The organism is Erythrobacter insulae (assembly GCF_007004095.1).
Taxonomy (GTDB): Bacteria; Pseudomonadota; Alphaproteobacteria; order Sphingomonadales; family Sphingomonadaceae; genus Erythrobacter; species Erythrobacter insulae.
In genome coordinates, this window is the sequence record NZ_VHJK01000001.1 from 1,905,925 (window position 1) to 1,928,140 (window position 22,216).

Annotated in this window: 20 protein-coding genes; 5 read left to right on the top strand and 15 right to left on the bottom strand. The window is 57.6% G+C overall.

Annotation, left to right across the window (positions count from 1 at the left end; all coding sequences use genetic code 11):
• Nucleotides 1–21: 21 nt before the first annotated feature.
• From FGU71_RS08975 to FGU71_RS08990, 4 genes are read left to right on the top strand one after another with little or no spacing between them, the layout of a single operon-like run.
• Nucleotides 22–2,160, top strand: coding sequence for an FAD-dependent oxidoreductase (locus FGU71_RS08975; RefSeq protein WP_142788250.1), 2,139 nt, complete (start codon nucleotides 22–24; stop codon nucleotides 2,158–2,160).
• A gap of 34 nt (nucleotides 2,161–2,194) precedes the next feature.
• On the top strand, nucleotides 2,195–2,626 hold the full coding sequence (locus FGU71_RS08980; RefSeq protein ID WP_142788251.1) for a hypothetical protein: 432 nt from the start codon (nucleotides 2,195–2,197) through the stop codon (nucleotides 2,624–2,626).
• 38 nt (nucleotides 2,627–2,664) lie between these two features.
• Nucleotides 2,665–3,963, top strand: coding sequence for a NupC/NupG family nucleoside CNT transporter (locus FGU71_RS08985; protein WP_142788252.1), 1,299 nt, complete (start codon nucleotides 2,665–2,667; stop codon nucleotides 3,961–3,963).
• The gene (locus FGU71_RS08990; RefSeq protein ID WP_142788253.1) at nucleotides 3,963–4,568 is read left to right on the top strand and encodes a CDP-alcohol phosphatidyltransferase family protein; all 606 of its coding nucleotides are present in this window, start codon (nucleotides 3,963–3,965) and stop codon (nucleotides 4,566–4,568) included. The genes FGU71_RS08985 and FGU71_RS08990 overlap by 1 nt, the downstream gene beginning before the upstream one ends.
• A 1-nt stretch (nucleotide 4,569) precedes the next feature.
• Here FGU71_RS08990 and FGU71_RS08995 read toward each other — a convergent pair whose 3' ends face one another.
• Entirely contained in the window at nucleotides 4,570–5,367 is a 798-nt protein-coding gene (locus FGU71_RS08995; RefSeq protein ID WP_142788254.1) for a DUF1499 domain-containing protein, read from the bottom strand.
• Between the two features lie 252 nt (nucleotides 5,368–5,619).
• Here FGU71_RS08995 and FGU71_RS09000 point away from each other — a divergent pair, with 252 nt between their 5' ends.
• Nucleotides 5,620–6,195 (top strand): pseudoazurin, encoded by a 576-nt coding sequence (locus tag FGU71_RS09000; RefSeq protein ID WP_142788255.1) that lies wholly within the window; start codon nucleotides 5,620–5,622, stop codon nucleotides 6,193–6,195.
• 101 nt (nucleotides 6,196–6,296) lie between these two features.
• On the opposite strand, the gene hemA is transcribed toward FGU71_RS09000, so the two are convergent.
• Genes hemA through bchF form a run of 14 tightly spaced genes read right to left on the bottom strand, consistent with a single transcriptional unit; the run spans nucleotide 6,297 to nucleotide 21,981 of the window.
• On the bottom strand, nucleotides 6,297–7,517 hold the full coding sequence (hemA, locus tag FGU71_RS09005; protein WP_142788256.1) for a 5-aminolevulinate synthase: 1,221 nt from the start codon (nucleotides 7,515–7,517) through the stop codon (nucleotides 6,297–6,299).
• A gap of 35 nt (nucleotides 7,518–7,552) precedes the next feature.
• On the bottom strand, nucleotides 7,553–8,428 hold the full coding sequence (gene puhE / locus FGU71_RS09010) for a putative photosynthetic complex assembly protein PuhE (RefSeq protein WP_142788257.1): 876 nt from the start codon (nucleotides 8,426–8,428) through the stop codon (nucleotides 7,553–7,555).
• Nucleotides 8,422–9,495 (bottom strand): magnesium-protoporphyrin IX monomethyl ester (oxidative) cyclase, encoded by a 1,074-nt coding sequence (acsF, locus tag FGU71_RS09015; protein WP_142788258.1) that lies wholly within the window; start codon nucleotides 9,493–9,495, stop codon nucleotides 8,422–8,424. The genes puhE and acsF overlap by 7 nt, the downstream gene beginning before the upstream one ends.
• Nucleotides 9,492–9,818, bottom strand: a complete 327-nt coding sequence (locus FGU71_RS09020) for a hypothetical protein (RefSeq protein WP_234035707.1) — start codon at nucleotides 9,816–9,818, stop codon at nucleotides 9,492–9,494. Before FGU71_RS09020 ends, acsF begins: the two co-directional genes overlap by 4 nt.
• Before the next feature lie 11 nt (nucleotides 9,819–9,829).
• A complete protein-coding gene (gene puhC, locus FGU71_RS09025) occupies nucleotides 9,830–10,300 on the bottom strand; it encodes a photosynthetic complex assembly protein PuhC (protein WP_142788259.1) in 471 nt (156 codons plus the stop codon).
• Complete coding sequence (puhB, locus tag FGU71_RS09030; protein ID WP_234035708.1) at nucleotides 10,297–11,037, bottom strand: photosynthetic complex putative assembly protein PuhB; 741 nt, start codon at nucleotides 11,035–11,037, stop codon at nucleotides 10,297–10,299. Before puhB ends, puhC begins: the two co-directional genes overlap by 4 nt.
• Nucleotides 11,028–11,861, bottom strand: a complete 834-nt coding sequence (gene puhA / locus FGU71_RS09035; RefSeq protein ID WP_142788260.1) for a photosynthetic reaction center subunit H — start codon at nucleotides 11,859–11,861, stop codon at nucleotides 11,028–11,030. The genes puhB and puhA overlap by 10 nt, the downstream gene beginning before the upstream one ends.
• A gap of 45 nt (nucleotides 11,862–11,906) precedes the next feature.
• Complete coding sequence (locus FGU71_RS09040; protein WP_142788261.1) at nucleotides 11,907–13,355, bottom strand: BCD family MFS transporter; 1,449 nt, start codon at nucleotides 13,353–13,355, stop codon at nucleotides 11,907–11,909.
• On the bottom strand, nucleotides 13,352–14,056 hold the full coding sequence (gene bchM, locus FGU71_RS09045; RefSeq protein WP_142789067.1) for a magnesium protoporphyrin IX methyltransferase: 705 nt from the start codon (nucleotides 14,054–14,056) through the stop codon (nucleotides 13,352–13,354). The genes FGU71_RS09040 and bchM overlap by 4 nt, the downstream gene beginning before the upstream one ends.
• The gene (gene bchL, locus FGU71_RS09050) at nucleotides 14,056–14,946 is read right to left on the bottom strand and encodes a ferredoxin:protochlorophyllide reductase (ATP-dependent) iron-sulfur ATP-binding protein (protein ID WP_142788262.1); all 891 of its coding nucleotides are present in this window, start codon (nucleotides 14,944–14,946) and stop codon (nucleotides 14,056–14,058) included. Before bchL ends, bchM begins: the two co-directional genes overlap by 1 nt.
• Nucleotides 14,947–14,967: 21 nt before the next feature.
• The gene (locus tag FGU71_RS09055) at nucleotides 14,968–18,585 is read right to left on the bottom strand and encodes a magnesium chelatase subunit H (RefSeq protein ID WP_142788263.1); all 3,618 of its coding nucleotides are present in this window, start codon (nucleotides 18,583–18,585) and stop codon (nucleotides 14,968–14,970) included.
• Nucleotides 18,575–20,143, bottom strand: a complete 1,569-nt coding sequence (bchB, locus tag FGU71_RS09060; protein ID WP_142788264.1) for a ferredoxin:protochlorophyllide reductase (ATP-dependent) subunit B — start codon at nucleotides 20,141–20,143, stop codon at nucleotides 18,575–18,577. The genes FGU71_RS09055 and bchB overlap by 11 nt, the downstream gene beginning before the upstream one ends.
• 3 nt (nucleotides 20,144–20,146) lie before the next feature.
• Entirely contained in the window at nucleotides 20,147–21,439 is a 1,293-nt protein-coding gene (locus FGU71_RS09065) for a ferredoxin:protochlorophyllide reductase (ATP-dependent) subunit N (RefSeq protein WP_142788265.1), read from the bottom strand.
• A complete protein-coding gene (gene bchF, locus FGU71_RS09070; RefSeq protein WP_142788266.1) occupies nucleotides 21,436–21,981 on the bottom strand; it encodes a 2-vinyl bacteriochlorophyllide hydratase in 546 nt (181 codons plus the stop codon). Before bchF ends, FGU71_RS09065 begins: the two co-directional genes overlap by 4 nt.
• Between the last annotated feature and the right edge of the window lie 235 nt (nucleotides 21,982–22,216).

Sequence of the window (22,216 nt, forward strand, 5' to 3'; positions counted from 1 at the left end):
GGGAACAATCAGGCAATTTCTATGAAAAAAATTCTCATCATCGCAGCTATCGCCGCGCTAATTGCGGCATATTTCATCTTCGATCTTGGAGAGGTCTTCACTGTCGAAGGGATCAAGACAGAGGTCGATCGAGCGGCGTCTTTTTATAACGAGAACCCGGCTTTGGTTCTCGGCGTGTTTTTCCTGATCTATGTCGGGGTTACAGCGGCATCGCTTCCGGGTGCTGCCATTCTCACACTCGCGGCTGGTGCCCTGTTCGGGGTTTTGATTGGCACTGTGCTCGTTTCTTTCGCTTCAACAGCGGGTGCGACGCTCGCGTTTTTGTCCTCCCGATATGTTTTGCGCGATACGATCGAGAGCAAGTTCGGTGAGCGGTTGAAAGCGATCAATAGCGGGCTCGAACGCGACGGGCCGTTTTATCTTTTTACCGTGCGGATGATCCCGGCGTTCCCGTTTTTCGTGATTAACCTCGTCATGGGTCTGACACGGATCAAAACGTGGACTTTTGCCTGGGTCAGCCAGATAGGAATGCTGCTGGGCACGATTGTGTACGTGAACGCCGGAACGCAGCTGGCGCGGATTGACAGCCTTTCCGGCATTGCATCGCCAGCCGTCATCGGATCGTTTGTGCTGCTGGGTATTGCGCCATGGATTGCAAAAGCGATCATCGGCCTGATCAAGCGGCGCAAGGTCTACAAAGGATTTGCCAAGCCAAAACGCTATGATCGCAACCTGATCGTGATCGGCGGGGGCTCTGCCGGTCTTGTCTCCGCGTATATCGCCGCAACGGTCAAGGCCAAGGTCACGCTGGTCGAAGCGAAAGAGATGGGCGGAGACTGTCTCAACACCGGCTGCGTCCCGTCAAAAGCTCTGATCAAAAGCGCGAAGGTCGCATCGACTATACGCCACGCCGATCGGTATGGTTTGCAGGCGGCGGAGCCTGTGGTGCCCTTTAAACAAACGATGGCGCGGGTCATGAATGTGATCAAAACCATCGAACCTCATGACAGCGTGGAGCGGTATACCGAACTGGGGGTCGATGTGGTCAAAGGATACGCCACGATCATTGATCCATGGACGGTCGAGATCGCGCGTAATGATGGAGAGGTCCAGCGGCTGACAACGCGTAGCATCATCATTGCCAGCGGCGCCGAGCCGCTTGTCCCGCCAATCGAAGGGCTGGAAGGCAGCGGTTATCTGACCAGCGAAACCATGTGGGATGCCTTTGCCGCGATGGAGGAGGTACCAAAGCGAGTAGCGGTGCTGGGCGGAGGCCCGATTGGCTGCGAGATATCGCAGGCTCTTGCGCGGTTAGGCTCGAAAGTGTCTCAGGTCGAAATGACGGACCGTGTGCTTGGCCGCGAAGACGCCGAAGTCTCTGCATTGGCTCAATCGGTGCTTGAGGAGGCGGGTATCGCCGTCATGACCGATCATGAAGCGGTAAAAGTCAGCAACGGCGCGCTTATCGCAAGCCATGATGGCGCCAGCGTCGAAATCCCGTTCGATGCGTTGATTGTGGCCGTGGGCCGTAAAGCGCGGCTAACCGGATTTGGGCTTGAGGATATTGGCGTCGATACCAATCGCACAGTCAACACCGATGAATTTCTTGCGACCAAGTTTCCCAATATTTACGCGGCCGGTGATGTCGCCGGGCCGTATCAATTCACCCACACCGCCAGCCATCAGGCGTGGTTTGCCAGCGTCAATGCGCTGTTCGGCACGTTCAAGCGTTTCAAGGCGGATTACCGCGTCATTCCGGCTGTCACTTTCCTCGATCCCGAATTCGCCCGCGTGGGGTTGAACGAGACCGAAGCACAGGAACAGGGCGTGGAATACGAAATCACAACCTATGAATTGGATGATCTCGACCGCGCGATCACGGAAAGCGAGACAAAAGGTTTCGTCAAAGTGCTGACCCCGCCGGGCAAGGATACTATCCTCGGCGCGACGATTGTGGGCAGCCATGCCGGCGAATTGCTTGCCGAATATGTGCTCGCGATGAAATACAAGCTGGGCCTGAACAAGATCCTTGGCACCATTCATTCCTACCCGACCATGGCCGAAGCGAACAAATTTGCCGCTGGCAATTGGAAGCGCGCAAACAAGCCCGAAGGCTTGCTGGGTTGGGTTGAGAAATACCATTCATGGCGGCGCGGATAAATAACGCGCCAATTCCCAATCGGAGAAGATATCTGTGCTAACGAAAATTTCGCTTCTGGTCATGCGCATCGGCACGGGCATGTTGCTCGTCCTGTGGGGCTGCGTCCGCTTGTTCAGCGAAGGCATGGGGACCAAGCTTTCCGAAAAGTATTATGGCGGCATGGCGTCTGCGAACGAAATCCAGCTTGCCTTTGCCGGAGCCGAAGTTCTGATTGGCGCGCTGGTGGTGCTGGGCCTATTCCGCAAATATGCGCTGATTGCCTCTGCGGTCATTCTGGTTGGCGGAGCGTTTCCGATCTGGAGGCATTTTCTCGACCCGTTTGGTATGTATCTTTTCGCCAACGCGGATGATGCAAACCTGCTGTTTTTTCCATCGCTAACGGTTGCCGGCGCTGCGCTCGCTTTGATTGCGCTGCGCGAGCACGATACACTGGCGCTCGACACCCTTTTCCGCAAAAAGGTCTGACCATAGCGCCCGAGCGGGCGCGGAACGGGGAAAACGTCTTGGATTTGTTTGACCAGCTGCGCGGTGTGTTCGGCATTGCCGTGCTGCTGTCTATCGCATGGGCCATAAGCGAGGACCGGTCCGGCCGCCCCGGCTGGCGCTGGATTACAGGCGCGCTTGTGTTGCAGGGCGCGCTTGCGCTGGTCATTGTGCGGGTGCCGTTTGTCTGGGATTTGATGGCCTATGCGAATGAAGGCGTATCGGCGATCGAGCGTGCGACGCTGGATGGATCATCCTATATGTTCGGGTATCTCGGCGGCGCGCCTTTGCCCTTTGAACTTAAAGAGGGCGGCGATGCCCCGCTGATTATTGCATTTCAGATATTGCCGCTCGTGATCGTATTTTCCGCGCTCGCTGCGGTGCTGTGGCACTGGGGCGTGCTTAAATGGCTGGTAAATGGTCTTTCGTTCTTGCTCCGCCGCACTCTTGGGGTGAGCGGCGTGGTGGGCCTGTCGGGCGGGGCCAATATGTTTCTTGGCGTGGTCGAGAGCCCTCTTGTGGTGCGGGCGTATTTCGCAAAGATGAGCCGTGCCGAACTGTTTCAGGTCATGGTGCTGGCCATGTCCACCATCAGCGGTGCGATCCTGATCCTATACGCGACTACATTGCGCGATACAGTTGACGATGCGGTTGGGCACATGATCTCTGCCTCGCTCGTATCGCTGCCCGCGGCGCTGTTGATTGCGAAACTGATGGTGCCGGGTAGGCCCGATGACACGGCGACCGAAACTGGACCGGAGGCAGGAGCAGAGGGCGAAGACGTCAGCCTCAAATACGATTCCAGCATTGATGCCATCGTGAAGGGCACAATGGACGGTATGCAGCTGTTCCTTGCGGTGATCGCAGTAATCATTGTCGTATTTGCGCTGGTTTCGCTCACAGATCAGATCTTGGCCCTGCTTCCTCTGGTCGGGGAAGAACCGCTTACCCTCAAACGTATTTTCGGTTGGCTGTTCGCGCCGCTGATGTGGGCCATTGGTGTTCCATGGGCAGAAGCGCAGGCGGCTGGCGGAATTATGGGGACAAAGGCGATCCTGAATGAATATGTCGCCTATCTGGAGCTCGCTGCACTACCCGAAGGCACTTTCAGCCCGCGCAGCCTGTTGATCGTGACTTATGCGGTGTGCGGTGTTGCCAACCTTGCAAGCGTTGGTTTACTTGTTTCCACGATCGGCACGCTTTGCCCTGAACGCCGGGCAGAGGCGGCCGGGCTTGGGATGAAAAGCTGGATCGCGGGCAATATTGCAACGGCCATGACCGGGGCGTGGATCGGGCTTGTGACTTTCGGGTCGGTCTGATGTTTGACGCCAAGATACGCCCATTAATCGATCCTGCGCTTAATCGCATCGGCAACGCGCTTGCGGCGGTTGGTGTGACTGCCAACGCCCTGACCTTTGGCGGATTGGCGCTGGGATTGGGCGGCGCGGTTGCGATTGCATGGGGTCAAATGTGGCTTGGTCTTGCGCTGGTTATCGCAAACCGGCTGGTCGATGGATTGGACGGGGCGGTTGCGCGGGTAAAAGGCCCGACTGCACTTGGCGGGTATTTCGACATTGTTGCCGATTTCGCCTTTTACGTATCAATCCCGCTGGGTTTCGCCGTGATGGCCGAGAGCAACACGCTGCCCGCGCTCGTGCTTGTTGCCAGTTTTGTGCTGACGGGCGTGAGCTTTCTTGCCTTTGCCGTCATCGCTGCGGAGCGCCAAGAGACGACAGATGCGCACGGTAAAAAAAGCTTTTTCTACAGCACTGGTCTGGCCGAAGGCGCAGAGACGATCATCGTTTTCATTGCCATGTGCATATTCCCGGCGTGGTTCACCGTGCTCGCCTATGGCTACGCAGCCCTATGCGTTCTGACCGTTTTTCAACGTAGCGCGCTTGCCGCAGCGCAGTTCAAAGACTGACTTAACGCTGGCCGATTTGGCCGGCTACACGCTCGCGCAGTTCAGCGATGCGTTTGGCATTCGCGCCAAGATCGCTGCGACCGACACGGCTGACTGAGCGGAAATCAATCTGGTTCTCGCCAATGCGGGCGACGACATCGTCCTTGAACCCGAACCAGAATGTTTCGGCCACGCCTTCAACACGGCCTGCTTCTGCATCGGACCGGATATCGGTGAGGCCCATATTGCCCATTGCCGCGGCAACAGCAGCGACCGCATCGGATTTGCTCGCTCCGGCAAGCGGGAGCGGTGAGAGCGTGGCATAAGTGTCGTTGATGATTTGCGCATGCGATTTGATCGCGAGCTCGGGCGGGCTGCCTTTATATTGCTCCAGCTCACCAAGCGGCGTCTGGTAATCATTGAGAGCATTGGCCCCGAACGCTTCACGCGCAGATAGTGTTTCCAAGGAAAATGATGGCGGGTTGGAGGTGTCTGTTGCGACATCGTGGATCGGATTTTCGCTTGCTGTGGTTTGAACCGAACCGAGCATAACAACCGCGCCAAGCGGCAATGCTACGCCGATTGCCGGAACAAGCCAGCCTTTGCGCGGCTTTTTAATCAGCGCCATGATAAGCAGGATGAGGCAAACGACACCAACGATGCCCATGACCCAGATCCCGGCACCTGCGGTCAACGTGCCAAGGCCGGTTTGCCAGCTCCAAAGTCCGAATTTCGTGCCAAGCGCCGCAACCGCAAAATAGAGCGGAAGAAATACCACGAGGGCGAGGGCGAGCTTTGTTTTCCAAGAGACATTTTTCATGTGCGTCTGTTTAGCGTGCCTGACCCGCTTGGCAATGGGGCGATAGGATGCGCTAGATTTCTGGGCACCGACGGCAGCGGATTTTTATTACTGAAAATAGTCGGGAAACCCTTTTGACCTCGTGCGTTATGGAGTCGCGAAAAGGCTTCGTCTCTGGATGATAAATTCCTGCGGAAGCGATCCTTTCCACTCGCGGAAAACTGGTTTATTGTCCCGCTCATGGGATTTTAAGTAATACAGAGGATTTCGAATATGAAGCGTAACTATCTTATGGGCACGGCTGCAATCGCCGGTCTCCTGACCCTCGCAGCATGTGGCGGCGGTCGTACCGACGGTACTGACGCGGCACCTGCTGAAGCAACTACAGAAGCTGCTGATGAAGCTGCTGCACCAGCCGAGCCTGCTGCACCGGCGGCACCAGAAGTTGAAGCCAACGGCACCGTAATCGACATCAACATGTATACGCGCGATCCAGACGAATCGAGCGGCATGCAGGTTTTCAAACCGCGCCTCGTAACCGCTAAGGTTGGCGATACCGTACGTTTCATTCCAACTGATCCAACGCACCAGTCGTCATCGATCGCATCGATGCTGCCAGAAGGCGCAGCCGGTTGGGAAGGCGAGATCAACAAGGAAGTTTCCTACGTTCTGCCAAAGCCAGGCATCTACGGTTATCAGTGCGTACCGCACTACGCAGCTGGCATGGTCGGTCTGATCATCGTTGAAGGCGAAGGCATGGAAGCCAACCTCGAAGCTGCAAAAGCTGCTTCGCACCCAGGTCTTGCCGGTCGCAAGTTCGAAGAAATCTTCGCCGAAGCCGGCATCTAAGCCAGCTTACGGTTCGAAACAAAAAGGGCGGCGTGGGTTACCACGTCGCCCTTTTCTTTGGCCGGTGCGATTGTGCGCGATTGCTGCGCAGGCGGCTGGGATCAAGCCGCTGCTGACATCCGCGCAAGTTCGCATTGCGACCAAATTTCGCTGAGTGCGTTGACGAGCCGGTCAATATCACCGTCATCATGGACTGGTGAAGGCGTCAGACGCAGACGCTCTGTGCCGACCGGAACCGTTGGATAGTTGATCGGCTGCACATAGATGCCGTGATTATCCATCAGCCAGTCACTGATCATCTTGCACTTTTTGGCGTCGCCAACCATCACCGGAATGATGTGGCTCGGATTGTCGAGATGCGGAATGCCAAGCATATCCAGCTTGCGGCGCACCTGTTTGACACGCTCTTGTTGCAGTTCGCGTTCTGCATCGCTGTTCTTCAGATGCCGGATGCTGGCCGCCGCGCCGGCCGCCACTGCGGGGGGAAGGGCGGTCGAGAAAATAAAACCGCTGGCAAAACTGCGGACAAAATCGACCAGGTTGCGGCTGGCAGCAATGTAACCGCCCATGACGCCAAACGCCTTGCCCAAAGTGCCTTCGATGACGGTGATCCGGTCCATCAGACCTTCACGCTCTGCAATGCCGCCGCCATGCTGGCCATACAGGCCAACGGCGTGGACTTCATCGATGTAGCTCATCGCGCCGTGTTTTTCACAAACATCGAGGATCTCGGCGATGGGGGCGATATCGCCATCCATCGAATAGACGCTTTCAAAGGCGACCAGTTTGGGCACCTCTGGCCCGAATTCGGACAGCATCCGGTCGAGATCCTCGACATCATTGTGCTTCCATACTTTGTAAGGTGCCCGGCTGTGCCGGATACCTTCGATCATAGAAGCGTGGTTGAGCGAGTCCGAGAAGACTACGCAGCCTGGGATCTTGGCCGCTAGCGTTCCCAAACCCGCCCAATTCGAAACATATCCAGAGGTAAAGAGCAGCGCGCTTTCCTTGCCATGCAAGTCGGCCAGCTCTGCCTCCAATTCGACGTGATAGTGGTTTGTGCCTGAAATGTTGCGGGTGCCGCCTGCACCAGCGCCGCATTCATCGAGGCTCGAATGCATCGCTTCGAGCACTTTGGGGTGTTGTCCCATCCCCAGATAATCGTTTGAACACCATACGGTGACGGCCTGCGTCTCTTCGCCGATAAAGCGGGTCGCATGCGGGAATTTGCCCCGATGCCGCTTGATATCGGTGAACACGCGGTATCGACCGTCTTCGCGAACGCTGTCCAGCTCGCTGGCGAAATAGGTTTCAAAATCCATGGGCTTCCCCTCTGTTTCCCGGCCAGTATTCATGTCTATTTCTCGATATTCGAATTAGGTTTGTTCGTCGGTGCCCGTGATGGCGCCGGTGTTGGTGCCAGTGTTGGCGCTAGTGTTGGGGCCAGTTTTGGTGAGCGCGATGGCGCCCGGCTTGGCATAGCCCAGCCCCACAGCATCCCGTCGCGAAACGGCAATGCCAAAAAGACGTGCTCCAGCGCGCCAAGAAGGCACAGCGTCGTCAGCAAGCTTGCACCGATCATTTCGGCACTGCCGATTGGCGCTGCCAAAGCAAGCGAGCCAAACCATGCTGCAACAGCCGAAATCGCCACAATGGATACTGCAAGCAGCACCGTCATCCGGTTCTGGCCAAAATAGGTTTTGAGATAGGCTAGATGTGCGGGCAACATTTCAGCGGTGGAATTGGGCACGCCGACATACATGTTGATTTTCGCCGACAGCCTAAGGCCGAACAGCATCACGAATACGGTTGCCCCGATCTGATTGGGCGCATTCCATGCAAGCGAGATGAGCAGCAGGGCGGTAAGTGCCAGTGCGACCTCATGGTGGATCACGGTTGCACTTGCCTGAGCAAAGCGCCGTGCGCCGCTAAGACCCACATCCGCAGGTTCACGCCGGGGCCCAGCGGCTGCTCCTGTAAGAAAGCCGATTTCATGCCAGCCCCACACCATCAGAGCGCCGACAAACGCCAGATAAACGGCCCAAGCGGCCGCTGTTTGGGACGCAAACACGATAGCGACCAGTCCAGCAATCCCGCATACGCCGCCAATCACGAGGCTACGCGAGAATGTTGCGCGCTCGCGATTGTCGGCCCAGGCAATCAGCCCGGTTGCGACAAACCAGATCGCGATCGTTACAATGAACGGTACAATGTGGCCGCTCCAGCTTACCATGCAGGTTGAAGCCGGATGGATTGTGGAAGTTCATTTGATTTGGTGCGCTGAAAATACATCTTGGCAAAATTAAAGCCCGCACCCGCCATACCGCTTACGCGTTTGGCCATGCCGCCAATGCCGCCTTGTTCCTTGCCCGCTTCGATACGCAGCGCTGCTTGCCGCAGAGCCTCCATATTCTTGCGGAAGGCAGGACTGTCGATGTCCAGCTCAACCGGGAAGACCTGACGGCTGATCTGGTTGCAGATACCAAAGACCTGATAGTCATATTCGGTCGGATCAACACCGAGCGCCTTGTGGAACACGGGGCGCGCATGGTCGCGCACATACATGGTCGCATAGACCGACAGCAGGAAGAACCGGATCCACATTTTGTTGTGGCCTTTGAGCAGCTTTGGATCGGCACGCATCAGCATGGCAAAGGCTTCGCCGTGGCGGAATTCGTCATTGCACCATTCTTCGAACCAATCGAAAATCGGGTGGAATTTGTGCTGCGGATTGGCGGCCAAATGGCGGTAGATCGCGATATAGCGCGCATAGCCGATTTTCTCTGACAGATAGACCGCATACCAGATGAACTTTGGTTTGAAGTATGTGTACTTCTTAGTCTTGGTCAGAAAGCTAAGGTCGACACCAATCCCTGCGTCTTTAAGACATTCGTTGATGAAACCGGCATGCCGGCTTTCATCGCGAGCAAGCAGTTTGAACAACTGCTTCACGTCAGGGTTTTTCGTCCGCTTGGCGATTTCGGCATAGAGGATGCAGCCGGAAAATTCCGACGTCATCGAGCTGACGAGGAAATCGGTAAATTCGGCGCGCAGTTCCGGTTCAAGATTTTCGATAATGCCGGCGAAGCTGTCATCATGTTTGAAATGTTTTTTGTTCGGATCGCCCACCATGTCAGAGATGAGCTGGTCCCATTCCTTCCGCACCAAAGAGACATCAATCGCGTCAAGCGCGTCGAAATCGGTGGTGTAGAAGCGCGGGGTCAGCATCGTGTCCTGGGTGGCGATGGCCATCGCATCTTCGCTGGAGATGGGCGCTTCGATTTTGCTGTGCGCGTTCATTTGATCCTCCCTGGATTGAAGCTGACTTCGTAGAGTTCCTTGAATTCGAAATAGGCTGCGATGCGCGTCGCGAAACGGGTCAACGGACCTGCGCGCGTCACTGTCACGGCGCGTTCGAAAACCGCACTGTGTCCAAACGGAATCGAAATCGGATCGCCGTGGACGCGCACTTTATCGCCGGGATGAAGGGCAACATTGCCGTCCAATTCGACATGCGCGTGAAAATGTTCGGAGCTTTGCTCCACAGATATGGTGCAAAGCGTATCAAATCGCCTTGCGTTCGTTTGAGCCGGTCTTCCGGCAATCATGGCGTCGGATCCCATCAACGCTTCTCCTATTTCAACATGGCGGCAAACACCGCGCGGTTATCGCTTCCAAAGGAAGCCAGTTCGATCGCTTCGCCTGTGGTGCTGTCACGCAATGACAGTGCACCGTCGCTCCACTCGATCAGTTCAAACGGGGTGGCTGCGCCGATCCCTCTGATCCGCCGTTCATGGACCAGACTGCGCACGCTTGAGCGGACAAAGCCGCCCGTTGCGGGAGGGAAGCGGTCAATCGCCTCACCCGTAGCCGCATCTTCGACCCGCACTGTGCCATCCGCTTCATCGTAAAACTGGATGCTGCGAGTGCTGACCGTCGTAGTGCCGTCTGCGGCGCGTACCTCGCTCGGGACAGCCGCAGGGTCGGCAAAGCCGAGCGTGACAGCCGCCGTCAAAGCGAGCGAAATCGCCGCCACACCGCCCGCCAGAATGAGCGGAACTTTGTGGACGGTGACTTCGTCTTCTTCATATTCGCGAACAATCATGCCGGAGCTCCTTCAAGACCGCGATCGCTTAGGTCGCGCAGATCATTCTGCGCCGCTGGGCGCGGTGCAGGGCCGTTCTCCTGCTTGGCAGTCTGGATCGTCTGGTCTGTGGTTTCGGCCGCATTCCGTTCGATCTGCGTGAACTTGGATGCGGCATCGGCCAGCAGGCTTGCGACCTGTTCGGCATCCGGCACGGCGCGCAGCATTGGCTGAGGATGAGCGAATTTGAACGGGCGAACATGCGGCCACATCAGGATGTAACCAAGCAGCCGCTCACCGTTCAGTTCCATCGCGATATCGCCATGCGATTTGCCGCGCATTTTGAGGTTCGCCGCCGCGATCTGTTTTAACGGCAGATTGATTCGCGTTTCGATAGCCATACCCTTGCGAATGATCAGACGATCATTCGTCAGGATATACACTGTCGTGCGGCGGCACAGCCACGCAAGGCTCTGCAACACCACAAGACCTGCCACCCCGAGCACCGCGCAGACAATCGCAGCATTCATGTTACCGAATGTCAGCGAAATGCCGATCAGCGCAGCAAAGTACAATGCCACTTTGCGCGTGTGAAACGCGCTGCGGGCGAGGACGGCCAGATCAGGCTTTCCTTTCCACAGCACCTTTTCATCGGGCGCAGGTGTGCCCATTGGGTCGCCATCTCCGCTAGGCCCGTCGATAGTGCTTTCATCGAAGGGCTGCGGAGCGGCAGCGGCGGTTGTGTCGTTTAGAGCCACGGTTCGCCCCGCTCAGCAGTCGCGTACATGTAGCCGCCACCGAAATAGGCCTGGATCTTGTCCTCTTCGAGGCGTGTGATCTGACCAGCGGTTTTGATCTGCGGCACGTCTTCGAACTGATCCGAAGTGATCGCGTCAACTTCTACCAACTCGTCATTTTGCGGCAGAATACCCGACGTCAGGGATTCGTTGTTCGGAAAGAGCCCTTGCAGCGGGCCTTTTCTCTGCACCACGGAAACAAACATCGGGGTAAGCACTTTGGTCCCCTTCTTCGTGGTCACTTCGAGGTAGCGGATGAGATGCTCGGATTGATCGACCCAGATATCAGTGACAGTGCCGACAACTTTTTTGTCCGCTGCCACGACTTTCCAGCCCATGATGTTGGGATCGTTTGGTGCAATCTCGATCTCGTGACTGTCTGCGATCGGAACGATGCGCGGGCGGCCATCAAAGGTGAGATCGGGATAATCTTCGCGGTTGGCGTAGGCGGCCGGGCCCATGCCGTCCTTCATCGCATTGCCGGTGGGGTGATACGGTGCACCGCCAGCATGGAATGTGCGCTCTGCCGGGATATTAACCGGATCGCGCGGAACGTCTTCGGGAATGTAGGTTCCGCGGCCATGCGGCAGCTGGAATTCTTTCTTACCCGCATCCGAAAGCGGGGTTCCGGGCTGGATGCGGCCCGTAAATTCATCTTCGAGCGGATAGCCTTCGCGGCGGCTTTCCCGGTTGAGATAAATCACCAACCCGATGAAGAAGACAAAGAAACTAAGGAAAGCGAGTTCGGCGACGTCAAAAGTCCCGACAATATAGGTGTGATTCATTTCACATTCCTCTCAGTGCAAATTGCGGCAGAACGGCAGCCGCATTCATGTCGGGAATTCACGCAGACCGAACGGCTGGCCTGCGGTGTCCCGCAAATTCGTGGAAGATTTACGAGCGCGGCCAACAAGCGGTCCGATCGCGGCGAGGCCTGCAAGAAGCAGCAGGATTTCGAGAATATAAACGGTGGTGTACCCGGTCGCGCGGGTCGCAGTGGCGGCGGTTTGATCCCCGCTCATCGCGATGGCAGCGACGATGTCCCGCAGCGCGCCGCCAAGCGCGATGCCCGCACCTGCGCAGGTCGCCTGCACAGCGCCCCATGCGCCCAGCGCGAGGCCAGCGGTGGCGCTCTCGGCAAGGTTCATGGCTTCGATCAATGTGCCAACAGAAAACAGGCCGAGCCCAAGCCCGATCGCGCCAGCACCAATGAACAACATCACAGGTGAATTGAACGCCGGGGCGAACAGAATGATGAGAAACGCAGCAATGCCGGTAACCAGTCCGAGGCCGGCGATACGCAGCGGATCCCCGCCGCGCGACAGCATGCGGCCTGACACCATAAAACCGAGCAGCGATCCGAATGCCCACGCGCCGGTAAGACCAGTGGTAGCACCGACAGACAGGCCCAGAACCTCGCCGCCGAACGGTTCAAGCAGTGCGTCCTGCATGGCAAATCCAGCGGCGCCAATACCAATCGCGGTCAGCAGCCGGGCATTGCGTCCGTCTTTGACAAAGGCGTTCCACAGCTTGCGGAAATCCGGGGTTTCGCGGTTATGCGCGGTTGCCTCGACATTGCGCGCTTCCTGTTTCCAGAGCGCAGTAATGTTGAGCGCCATGGTGAGGACGGCCGCGCCCTGAATGACCTGAACAAGGCGCGTCGGGCTGAATTCGATCAACAATCCGCCAATCACAAAAGCCGAGAACATCATACCGATCAACAGCATGACATAAAGCAGCGCGACAGCGCGCGGGCGCTTGTCTTCGGGCGCAAGATCAGTCGCCAGCGCAAGACCGGCGGTTTGGGTCACGTGGAATCCCGCACCGGTCAGCAGGAATGCTCCGGCTGCGGAAAGAACCGCGAGATTGAATTTGTCGGGATTGTCGAACAGCAAAAGAGCAAATGGCATAATCGCCAGCCCGCCGAACTGCATGATCGATCCGAACCAGATGTAAGGCACGCGTTTCCAACCGAGGAAAGAACGGTGCGTGTCCGATTTGTGCCCGATCAGCGCGCGGAACGGCGCGACCAGCAAAGGCACCGCGATAAGAAGCGCGACGATCCAGGCCGGTGTGCCCAGTTCAACAATCATCACACGGTTCAGCGTACCGTTCAAAAGCACCATCGCCATGCCCACGCTGAACTGGAACAGAGCCAGTCTCAGCAACCGCGAAAGCGGTAAATCCACGCTCGCCGCGTCCGCAAATGGCAGCAATGCCAATGCGAATTCAGCGAACGATCCCGGTTTCTGGGGAGTAGGGCGGGGCGAAGTGCTCATCCACGCCTTACCAATTCCAGCGCCTGGCTGGTGTAAAAGCCGCTGGATACGCGCTGGGTCCGTCCGATTTGCCAATCGGAAAGATCGCTCAAACGCGCGTGCAGTTCTGTTTCGCTGACAGGCACGATGGCCGGCGAGCGATTGTTCTTTGGAAAGACCTTGCCGACGGTGTGCATCGCGCCGAGCAAACGGGTGAGCGGGGCAAAGGTGAACAGGATTGAATGCGTGGTCCGCTCGCCAATTTGTGCGAGGGCATCAACCAGATCTTCCGGCGAATAATGGATCAGCGAATCCATCGCGACTGTGTGGGCAAATTCACCCAGCGCGGGATCGAGCATATCGCCTGCCATCCAGTTGATCCGGCCATGGCCGATGAAAGACGGGGTGCGTTTGCGTGCGACATCAACAAGGCCGCTTGCAACATCGATGCCGGTAACTTCGGCGCCGCGGCACGCAGCCGAAATCGCCAGAGCGCCGGTGCCGCAGCCTGCATCCAGCATCCGCGTACGGCGCAGATCCGTTGGCAGCCAGTTCAGCAGTGTGCTGCGCATTTCATCGCGTCCGGCACGGACAGTCGCGCGAATACCGCTGACTTTGGTGTCGGAGGTCAGATCAATCCAGGCCTGCCGAGCAGTGCTGTCGAAATAGGTTTCGAGCGCTTCGCGGCGGTCATCATACGGTGTCGATACGCGTGTTGCCATCATTCAAACCCCAGGAAATCGAAGATATCGCGGTCTTTCATGGGCAGCGCCGCAGATGGATCGACACCAGCCCACAACATGGCAGCGAGACGGAGATATTCGTCCTGAGCCTGTTGGACTTCCGGCGAATCTTCCATTTCGAACAGCGTGCATTTCTTCAGCCGCGAGCGGCGGATCGCATCAACATCGCGGAAATGCGCGAGGCGCTGCATCCCGATCTTGTCACAGAAACGATCAATCTCGTCGGTTTCACGGCTGCGATTGGCGATGACGCCGGCCAGACGTACGTCGTAATTCTTGGATTTCGCGCTGATCGCTGCAACGATACGGTTCATCGCGAAAATGCTGTCAAAATCATTCGCGGCAACCACAACTGCGCGCTCTGCGTGTTGGAGCGGTGCAGCAAAGCCGCCGCACACCACATCGCCCAGCACATCAAAGATAACCACATCGGTGTCTTCGAGCAGATGGTGCTGTTTAAGCAATTTCACAGTCTGACCGACAACATAACCGCCGCAGCCAGTGCCCGCAGGCGGACCGCCCGCCTCGACACACATGACGCCGTTATAGCCTTCGAACATGTAGTCATCGGGCCGGAGTTCTTCGGCGTGGAATTCGACCGTTTCGAGCACGTCGATCACGGTCGGCATCAGTTTCTTCGTCAGCGTGAATGTGCTGTCATGCTTTGGATCACAGCCGATTTGCAAAACGCGGTGGCCAAGTTTTGAAAATGCGGCGGACAGGTTGGACGAGGTGGTTGATTTGCCGATCCCGCCTTTACCGTAAACAGCGAAAACCTTGGCGCCTTTGATCTTGTCACTCGGGTCAAGCTGGACCTGTACCGAGCCGTCGCCGTCGGGCGGCGTCAAATTGGGTGTGTGTAAATTCATTGCGTCAGATCCCTCTGTTTATCATTCTGCTGCGAAGACGCCTTCGAGGCGGTCTTCGAGTTCATCATTGGCTTCGCGCAGGGCAGCGAGAGTTTCCGCATCGGGCTCCCACAGGTGGCGATCGCAGGCTTCAAGCAACCGGTTTGCAACGCGTGCCGAGCTTTTCGGATTGAGCTCCGAAAGGCGGCGGCGCATCTCTTCGTCGAGGACGAAAGTTTCGCTGATCTTTTGATAGACCCACGGCTGCACCTGTCCGGTTGTGGCGGACCAGCCCAGCGTATTGGTGACGTGCTGTTCGATGTTGCGGACGCCTTCGAACCCGTGATCCAGCATGCCTTCGAACCATTTCGGGTTCAGCGTGCGGGTGCGTGTCTCAAGGTCGATCTGTTCGGCGAGGGTGCGTACTTTGGTGTTTCCGCGAGTTGCATCGAGAATATAGACGGGCGCCTCTGCACCTTTGGCGCGAGCGACCGAGCGGCTTACCCCGCCAAGGCCATCAACATATTGATCAAGATCGGTGATGCCGACTTCGACGCTTTCGAGGTTCTGATAGGTAAACTCGACGTCTTTGAGCGCACTGGTCAGCAATTCGCGATGCTGCACCGGTGTACCGTCAACACCGTAGGCAAAACCCTTGTTGATCTCGAATGCATTGGCGAGCTCATCCGGGTCGGCCCATACGCCGCCATCAATCATCTGATTGACGTTGGCTCCATAGGCGCCTTCCTGATTGGAGAAGACGCGCATCGAAGCGGTTTTGAAATCGCAGCCATGGGCTTCGGCATGGGCGAGGCTGTGTTTGCGCACGAAATTGGCGCTAAGCGGCTCGTCCGCCTGGCTTGCAAGCAACGCGGCCTCGGCCAGCATCCTGGTCTGCAAAGGTAAGAGATCGCGGAAAATTCCGGATAATGTCATCACAACATCAATCCGCGGGCGGCCCAGCTCTTCGAGCGGGATCAATTCCGCGCCGCACAGACGGCCATAGCTGTCGCGCCGCGGACGGGCACCCATCAGCGTCAGCGCCTGAGCGATCTGGACACCTTCGGATTTCATATTATCCGTGCCCCACAGCACCATGGCGATGCTTTCGGGGAAATTGGCGCCGCTTTCGACGTGGCGGGCAATAAGCCGTTCGGCCTGATCGCGGCCCTGAATACAGGCAAAGCTGGTCGGCAGCAGAAACGGATCAAAGCCGTGAATATTGCGGCCTGTGGGCAGAACATCGGGATTGGCGACAATATCGCCGCCCGGCGCCGGTTGGACATATCCACCGTCCAGCGCATGGACCAGAGAACCCAACTCGTCGCTTTCGTCGAGCTTCGCTTCGAGAGCGTCACGATCGGCTTCGCTGGTTGACGCCTCAAGCATGGCGTTCAACATGTCGGTTTTCTGTTCACCTGCCGGGTTCTTGCCAAGCACATGCAGACCGTGCGGGATCAGCGCCTCTTCCAATTCATAAAGGCGGCCGCTCAATTCGCCGATGTCATCGCATTCGATATCAAGAGCATCGCATTGATCAGCGATCAGTTCGGCCAAATCGGCGCGTTCCGCCGTGCTATCATCGGATGCCAGACGCCAACGCTCAACGCTCGCCTTAAGCTCGGTCAGGCCCTTATACAGTCCAGCCTGCGCCAGCGGCGGTGTCATATAGCTGACCAAAGTCGCAGCCGAGCGGCGTTTTGCCAGCATACCTTCGGAAGGGTTGTTGGCAGCATAAAGGTAATAGTTCGGCAGATCACCGATCAGACGTTCCGGCCAGCAATCGCCAGTCATACCGGCCTGTTTGCCGGGCATAAATTCAAGCGCACCATGCGTGCCGAAATGCAGCAGTGAATGCGCCCCGAAATCTTCGCGGATCCAGCGGTAGAATGCGCTGAATGCGTGGGTCGGTGCGAAATTGCCTTCGAACAAAAGGCGCATCGGATCGCCTTCGTAACCAAAGGCAGGCTGAACGCCGACAAAGACATTGCCGAATTGAGCGCCGAGCACCTGAATGTGGCCGCCATCGCTTTGCGCTTTACCGGGGGCAGGGCCCCATTGCGCTTCGATTTCTGCGAGATGTGGCTCGCGCCGGACATGCTGGTCAGCGGGAATGCGCGCGGCGACATTTGCGTCTGATCCGTATCGTTCCGCATTGCCTTCGAGCAGAGCGGTGCGCAGCGCATCGACGCTTTTTGGTGCGTCTACGCTGTACCCTTCGGCTGTTAACCGTTGCAGAGTGGCGTGAAGCGATTCGTAAACCGCCAGAAACGCCGCAGTGCCAGTGGCCCCTGCATTGGGCGGGAAGTTGAACAGAACGATTGCGAGCTTGCGCTCGGCGCGTTCACTGCGGCGAAGCGCAATCAGTTTTGCCGTGCGCGCAGCAAGAGCTTCGGCCCGTTCGGGACAGCTTTGCATCGGGCGAAGGTGATCGGAAGCTGGCTTTTCGCACCGACGGGCGCAGCCTTCGCAAACGGCGCCTTCTCCGGCACGCCCGCCAAACACGCTGGGCGCGATTGAGCCATCAAGCTCGGGCAGGGCAACCATCATGGTCGCTTCGAGTGGCAGAAGGCCTTGATCGCGGCCGCGCCATTCCTCGATTGTCTGGAATTCAATCGCATGCGCCGCAAGGTACGGCACGTCCATCTTGCCCAACACTTCGCGAGCCGCCTCTGCATCGTTGTAGGCAGGGCCGCCAACCAGCGAAAATCCGGTCAGGTTGACGATGGCATCGACAGTGCGATTGCCGTGTTCGTCCATAAAGAACTTTTCGATCGCAGGGCGCGCATCAAGACCGCTGGCAAATACCGGAATGACTTTCATTCCAGCGGCTTCGAACGCGGCGATCGCGCCATCATAATGGCCGCTATCGTGCCCCAGAAGATAAGAGCGCAGCAGGATCAGTCCGACCGTGCCGTTTTCCGCTTTGCCGCGCGGCAACAGGCGCAGGCTTTCAGAAATGCGTTGATTGGTACGCGGATGATAGACGCCGGTTTCAGGATATTCCTGCGGCGCATCCGCTTTCGTCGCGCCGCGCCGTCCGGCGCGCTCGCCCGCAGCATAGCGGTCGATTAGCGAGCGAACCATCGCGACCATGTTCTCTTCGGACCCGGAAAGCCAATATTGCAGGGTCAGGAAATAAGCGCGCACATCCTGCGCCGTGCCCGGAATAAACTTAAGAATTTTCGGAAGCCGGCGCAGCATCTTCATCTGGCCAGCCCCAGAGCTTGCACCCGCTTTTTTCGAGCCGCGCAGCTTTTTCAGCATCGCGAGCGGGCCTTTGGCCGGGGCGTCCATCCGGTAACCGCCCATCCGGGTAAGTTTAACCACTTCACCTGCCGACATCAGGCAAACCATCGCGTCGCAATCTTCACGGCGGGCTTCGAGTGTGGGCAGAATGGCGCGGCAATGATCGTCAAGGAACAGCATCGTCGCAATGACGATGTCGGCTTGTTCGATTGCCGCTTTGGTTTGGTCCAGCGCGTCTTCGCCCCTGTCCCAGTCAGCCGCAGCGTGCAGGGTGAGTTCGATGTTTTCTTTAGCGAGCGCATTGCCCGCCCGTTCGACTGCACCTTTGAGGTGATTATCGAGCGTGACAATCGCGACCCGCACCGGAGTGGACCGGTGGGCAAGGATGGAGGAAGGGGCGCTATTTGGCATAATGCGCCTTTGCATCATACAGCGTTTCCAGACCGATTTCGGACAGGCCCTGATCAACGGCGTATGCTTCTGTATTGCGGCGCGCTTTGCCCCGGACAAAGAACGGAATTTTCTTCAACTCGCGCTCGGCCTCGGCGGTCCAGATTGAACCGTCATTCACCGGAATTACCGGTTCTTCGGGCACTTGTGCGTCAATCGTTGGTGCGTGGCCGCTGGACTGACGCGGAGCGTGGGCTGCATGGTGCGATGGACCTGCTTCGTCAGAGAATTCGAAATCCTCACGGAACATGGTCAGCAGGTGTTCTTCAAGGCCCATCACCAGCGGGTGAACCCAGGTGTCAAAGATGACATTCGCGCCTTCAAAGCCCATCTGCGGGCTGTGGCGCGCCGGGAAATCCTGCACATGGACCGGCGATGAAATCACCGCACAAGGCAGTCCCAGACGTTTGGCAATATGGCGTTCCATTTGCGTGCCCAGCACCAGTTCAGGTGAAGCGGCGGCAATCGCGTCTTCGACTTCCATGTGATCATCGGTGATCAGCGGTTCGACACCGTGTTCTTTCGCCTCGGCGCGGATTTCGCGGGCAAATTCGCGGTTGTAACAGCCAAGCCCGCAGACCTCGAAACCCAGCTCGTGCTTGGCGATGCGCGCAGCGGCAACAGCGTGTGTCGCGTCGCCGAAAATGAATACCCGTTTGCCGGTCAGATAGGTCGAATCGACCGAGCGGCTCCACCAGGGCATTCTTGATTGGTTGTCGCCGAGGGCAAGCGTGGGATCTGCACTTGCCAACTCGGCGACGTCGGTAATGAAAGCACGAGTGGCCATCACACCGATAGGGACACTGCGAACGGTCGGCTGGTTGAAAGTTTTTTCAAGCCAGCGGGCCGCTTCGTCAGCGATCTCGGGATAGAGTGAAATGTTGAAATCAGCCGCGCCGATGCGGGTGATATCAGAAGGCGTAGCGCCCAAAGGAGCCACGAGGTTCACCTCGACGTTCAGCGCCTCAAGGATCTTGTGAATTTCAACCAGATCGTCGCGGTGGCGGAAACCGAGCGCGGTCGGACCAAGGATATTGGCGCGCGCTTTTCTGCCTTCCATCGGCTCGCGTGTGATTGATTTGTCCGCAAGGGTGCGCACAATTTGATAAAATGTCTCGGCTGCGCCCCAGTTTTCCTTGCGCTGATAACTCGGCAGCTCAAGCGGGATCGCCGGGCAGGGCAGGTCCATCGCCTCGCTCAGTCCGGCTGGATCGTCCTGGATCAGTTCGGCTGTGCAAGATGCGCCCACGATCATCGCCTGCGGTTTGAACCGGGCGGCGGCTTCGCGTGCTGCGTTCTGGAACAGCTGGGCTGTGTCCTTGCCCAGATCGCGGGCTTCAAACGTTGTGTATGTTACAGGCGGGCGTTTGCCGCGCCGCTCGATCATGGTGAAAAGCAGGTCGGCATAGGTATCGCCCTGGGGGGCGTGCAGCACATAGTGCAGCTTTTCCATCGCGGTCGCGACGCGCATTGCACCGACGTGGGGCGGGCCTTCATATGTCCAGACGGAGAGTTGCATCGCCTATACCTCCAACACGTCGCGGCGCCGCAGCGGCCGGGCAAAGAGTTCGGCGAGATCGCCCGCTTGGTCGAAACCATGGATCGGTGAAAATACGAGTTCGATCGCCCACTTGGTCGAGAACCCTTCCGCCTCCAGCGGATTGGCAAGCCCAAGGCCGCAAACAGTCAGATCGGGTTTATCAGCGCGAACACGGTCCAGTTGCCGCTCGACATCCTGACCTTCGCTGATGCGCGCGGATGGCGGGATCAAATCAAGCTCCAGCGCACAATGCGCGCGGTGCAGATATGGCGTTCCGACTTCGACCGGGATCATGTCCAGCTCTGTCGCGAGGAAACGCGCCAATGGCACTTCCAGCTGGGAATCCGGCAGGAAGCTGATGCGTTTGCCTTCAAGGTTCGCCTTGACGTGAGAGATCGCGCGTTTCGCCCGTTGACGGCCCGGCTCAACCACGCGGTCAAAATGCGCCTCGTCGATGCCAAAAGCGTCCGCAGCGGCTTTAAGCCAGCTCGTTGTGCCTTCTGCGCCGAACGGGAACAGAGCATCAAGCCGGACAGCGCCGCGTCCTTCGAGCGCCATCGCCGTTTCGGCCAGAAAAGGTTGAGCCAGCAAATAGCGCGTGTTCGGCCCGACACGGGGCAAATCGCGGGCATTGCGGGCGGGCAGACACCCGACATTATCAATACCAAGCTCTGCGAACAGGCGAAGGAACTGGTCCTCGACAATATCAGGCAGCGATCCAACGATCAGCAGGTCTTGCGGGGCATCCGCGACATGGGCGGGCATTTCCGGCACCAGCGCGGTAAGGCATGCGTCCTCGCCTTGGGTGAATGTCGTCTCGATGCCGCTACCCGAATAATTCAGGATGCGGACATTGGGCATATGCTGTTTGCCAAGGCGCTCTGCAGCCTTTGCCAGATCCAGCTTGATCACTTCGGACGGACAAGATCCGACCAGAAACAAGGTCTTGATATCAGGGCGGCGCGAAAGAAGACGATCAACCACCCGGTCAAGCTCGTCTTGCGCATCGACCATACCGGCCAGATCGCGCTCTTCCATAATGGCGGTCGCGAAACGCGGTTCGGCAAAAATCATAACGCCGGCCGCCGATTGCAGAAGGTGCGCACAAGTGCGCGAACCTACGACAAGGAAGAAGGCATCCTGCATCTTGCGGTGCAGCCAGACGATCCCGGTAAGACCGCAGAAAACTTCGCGTTGGCCGCGCTCACGCAAGACCGGGCGCGGTGTATCGGCCGAAGGAGTATCACAGCCGGAAAGAGTGGCAGCTATATTCATGCCATCACCGCCCGTGTTTCAGCAGCCTGAAGGCGGGCGGCGCGCAATTTCCAGATGAACTGCCCCGCATTGACCAGATAGGTTGCATAGGCCGCGAGAGCGACGAGCATACGCTGCTCTACAGTGCCAAACGCGCCCAGCAGCATCACCAGATAGATCGTGTGCAGCGCCAGAACGAGCATCGAAAAGACGTCTTCCCAGAAAAACGCCGGAGCAAACAGCCACCGCCCGAACACGACCTTTTCCCAGATCGAGCCTGTGATCATGATTGTATAAAGGATGAGCGTTTTGCCGACGATTGAAAGGTCAGCGGCGAATGCGTCTTCGCCAGTGGTCAGATACCGAATGACCAACACCAGACTGGCGATGAAAACGAAAAACTGGACCGGAGCAAGAACGCCCTGGACGATTGTCCAAACCGATTCGTCACGCCTGCGGCGCTCTTCTGCGGAATAAAGCGCGCCATCCTGCCGCTCATCACTACCTGCCTTGGCAGGACGTGATGCGAATGCGGTTGCAGATGTGCGCTTTTGCCGACTCATAGTGTGAAATGCCTTCTCATCCAGAGCCAGTGACTACGCCTTGCAAATCAATGTGTCAATCAAAGTGGACGTCGTGTTAGCTTGACATAAAAAGACCGGGTTATGCGGTCTTGTTTGCTCAATCAGGAAAAAACGCGTAGGACTTGAATCGTAGGTGTGAGGGGCTGAAATGGATTTGGCTGCACCGACAGCGACGCAATCTGCGCCGACCCGGCACGCTGGACCGGGATGAAGG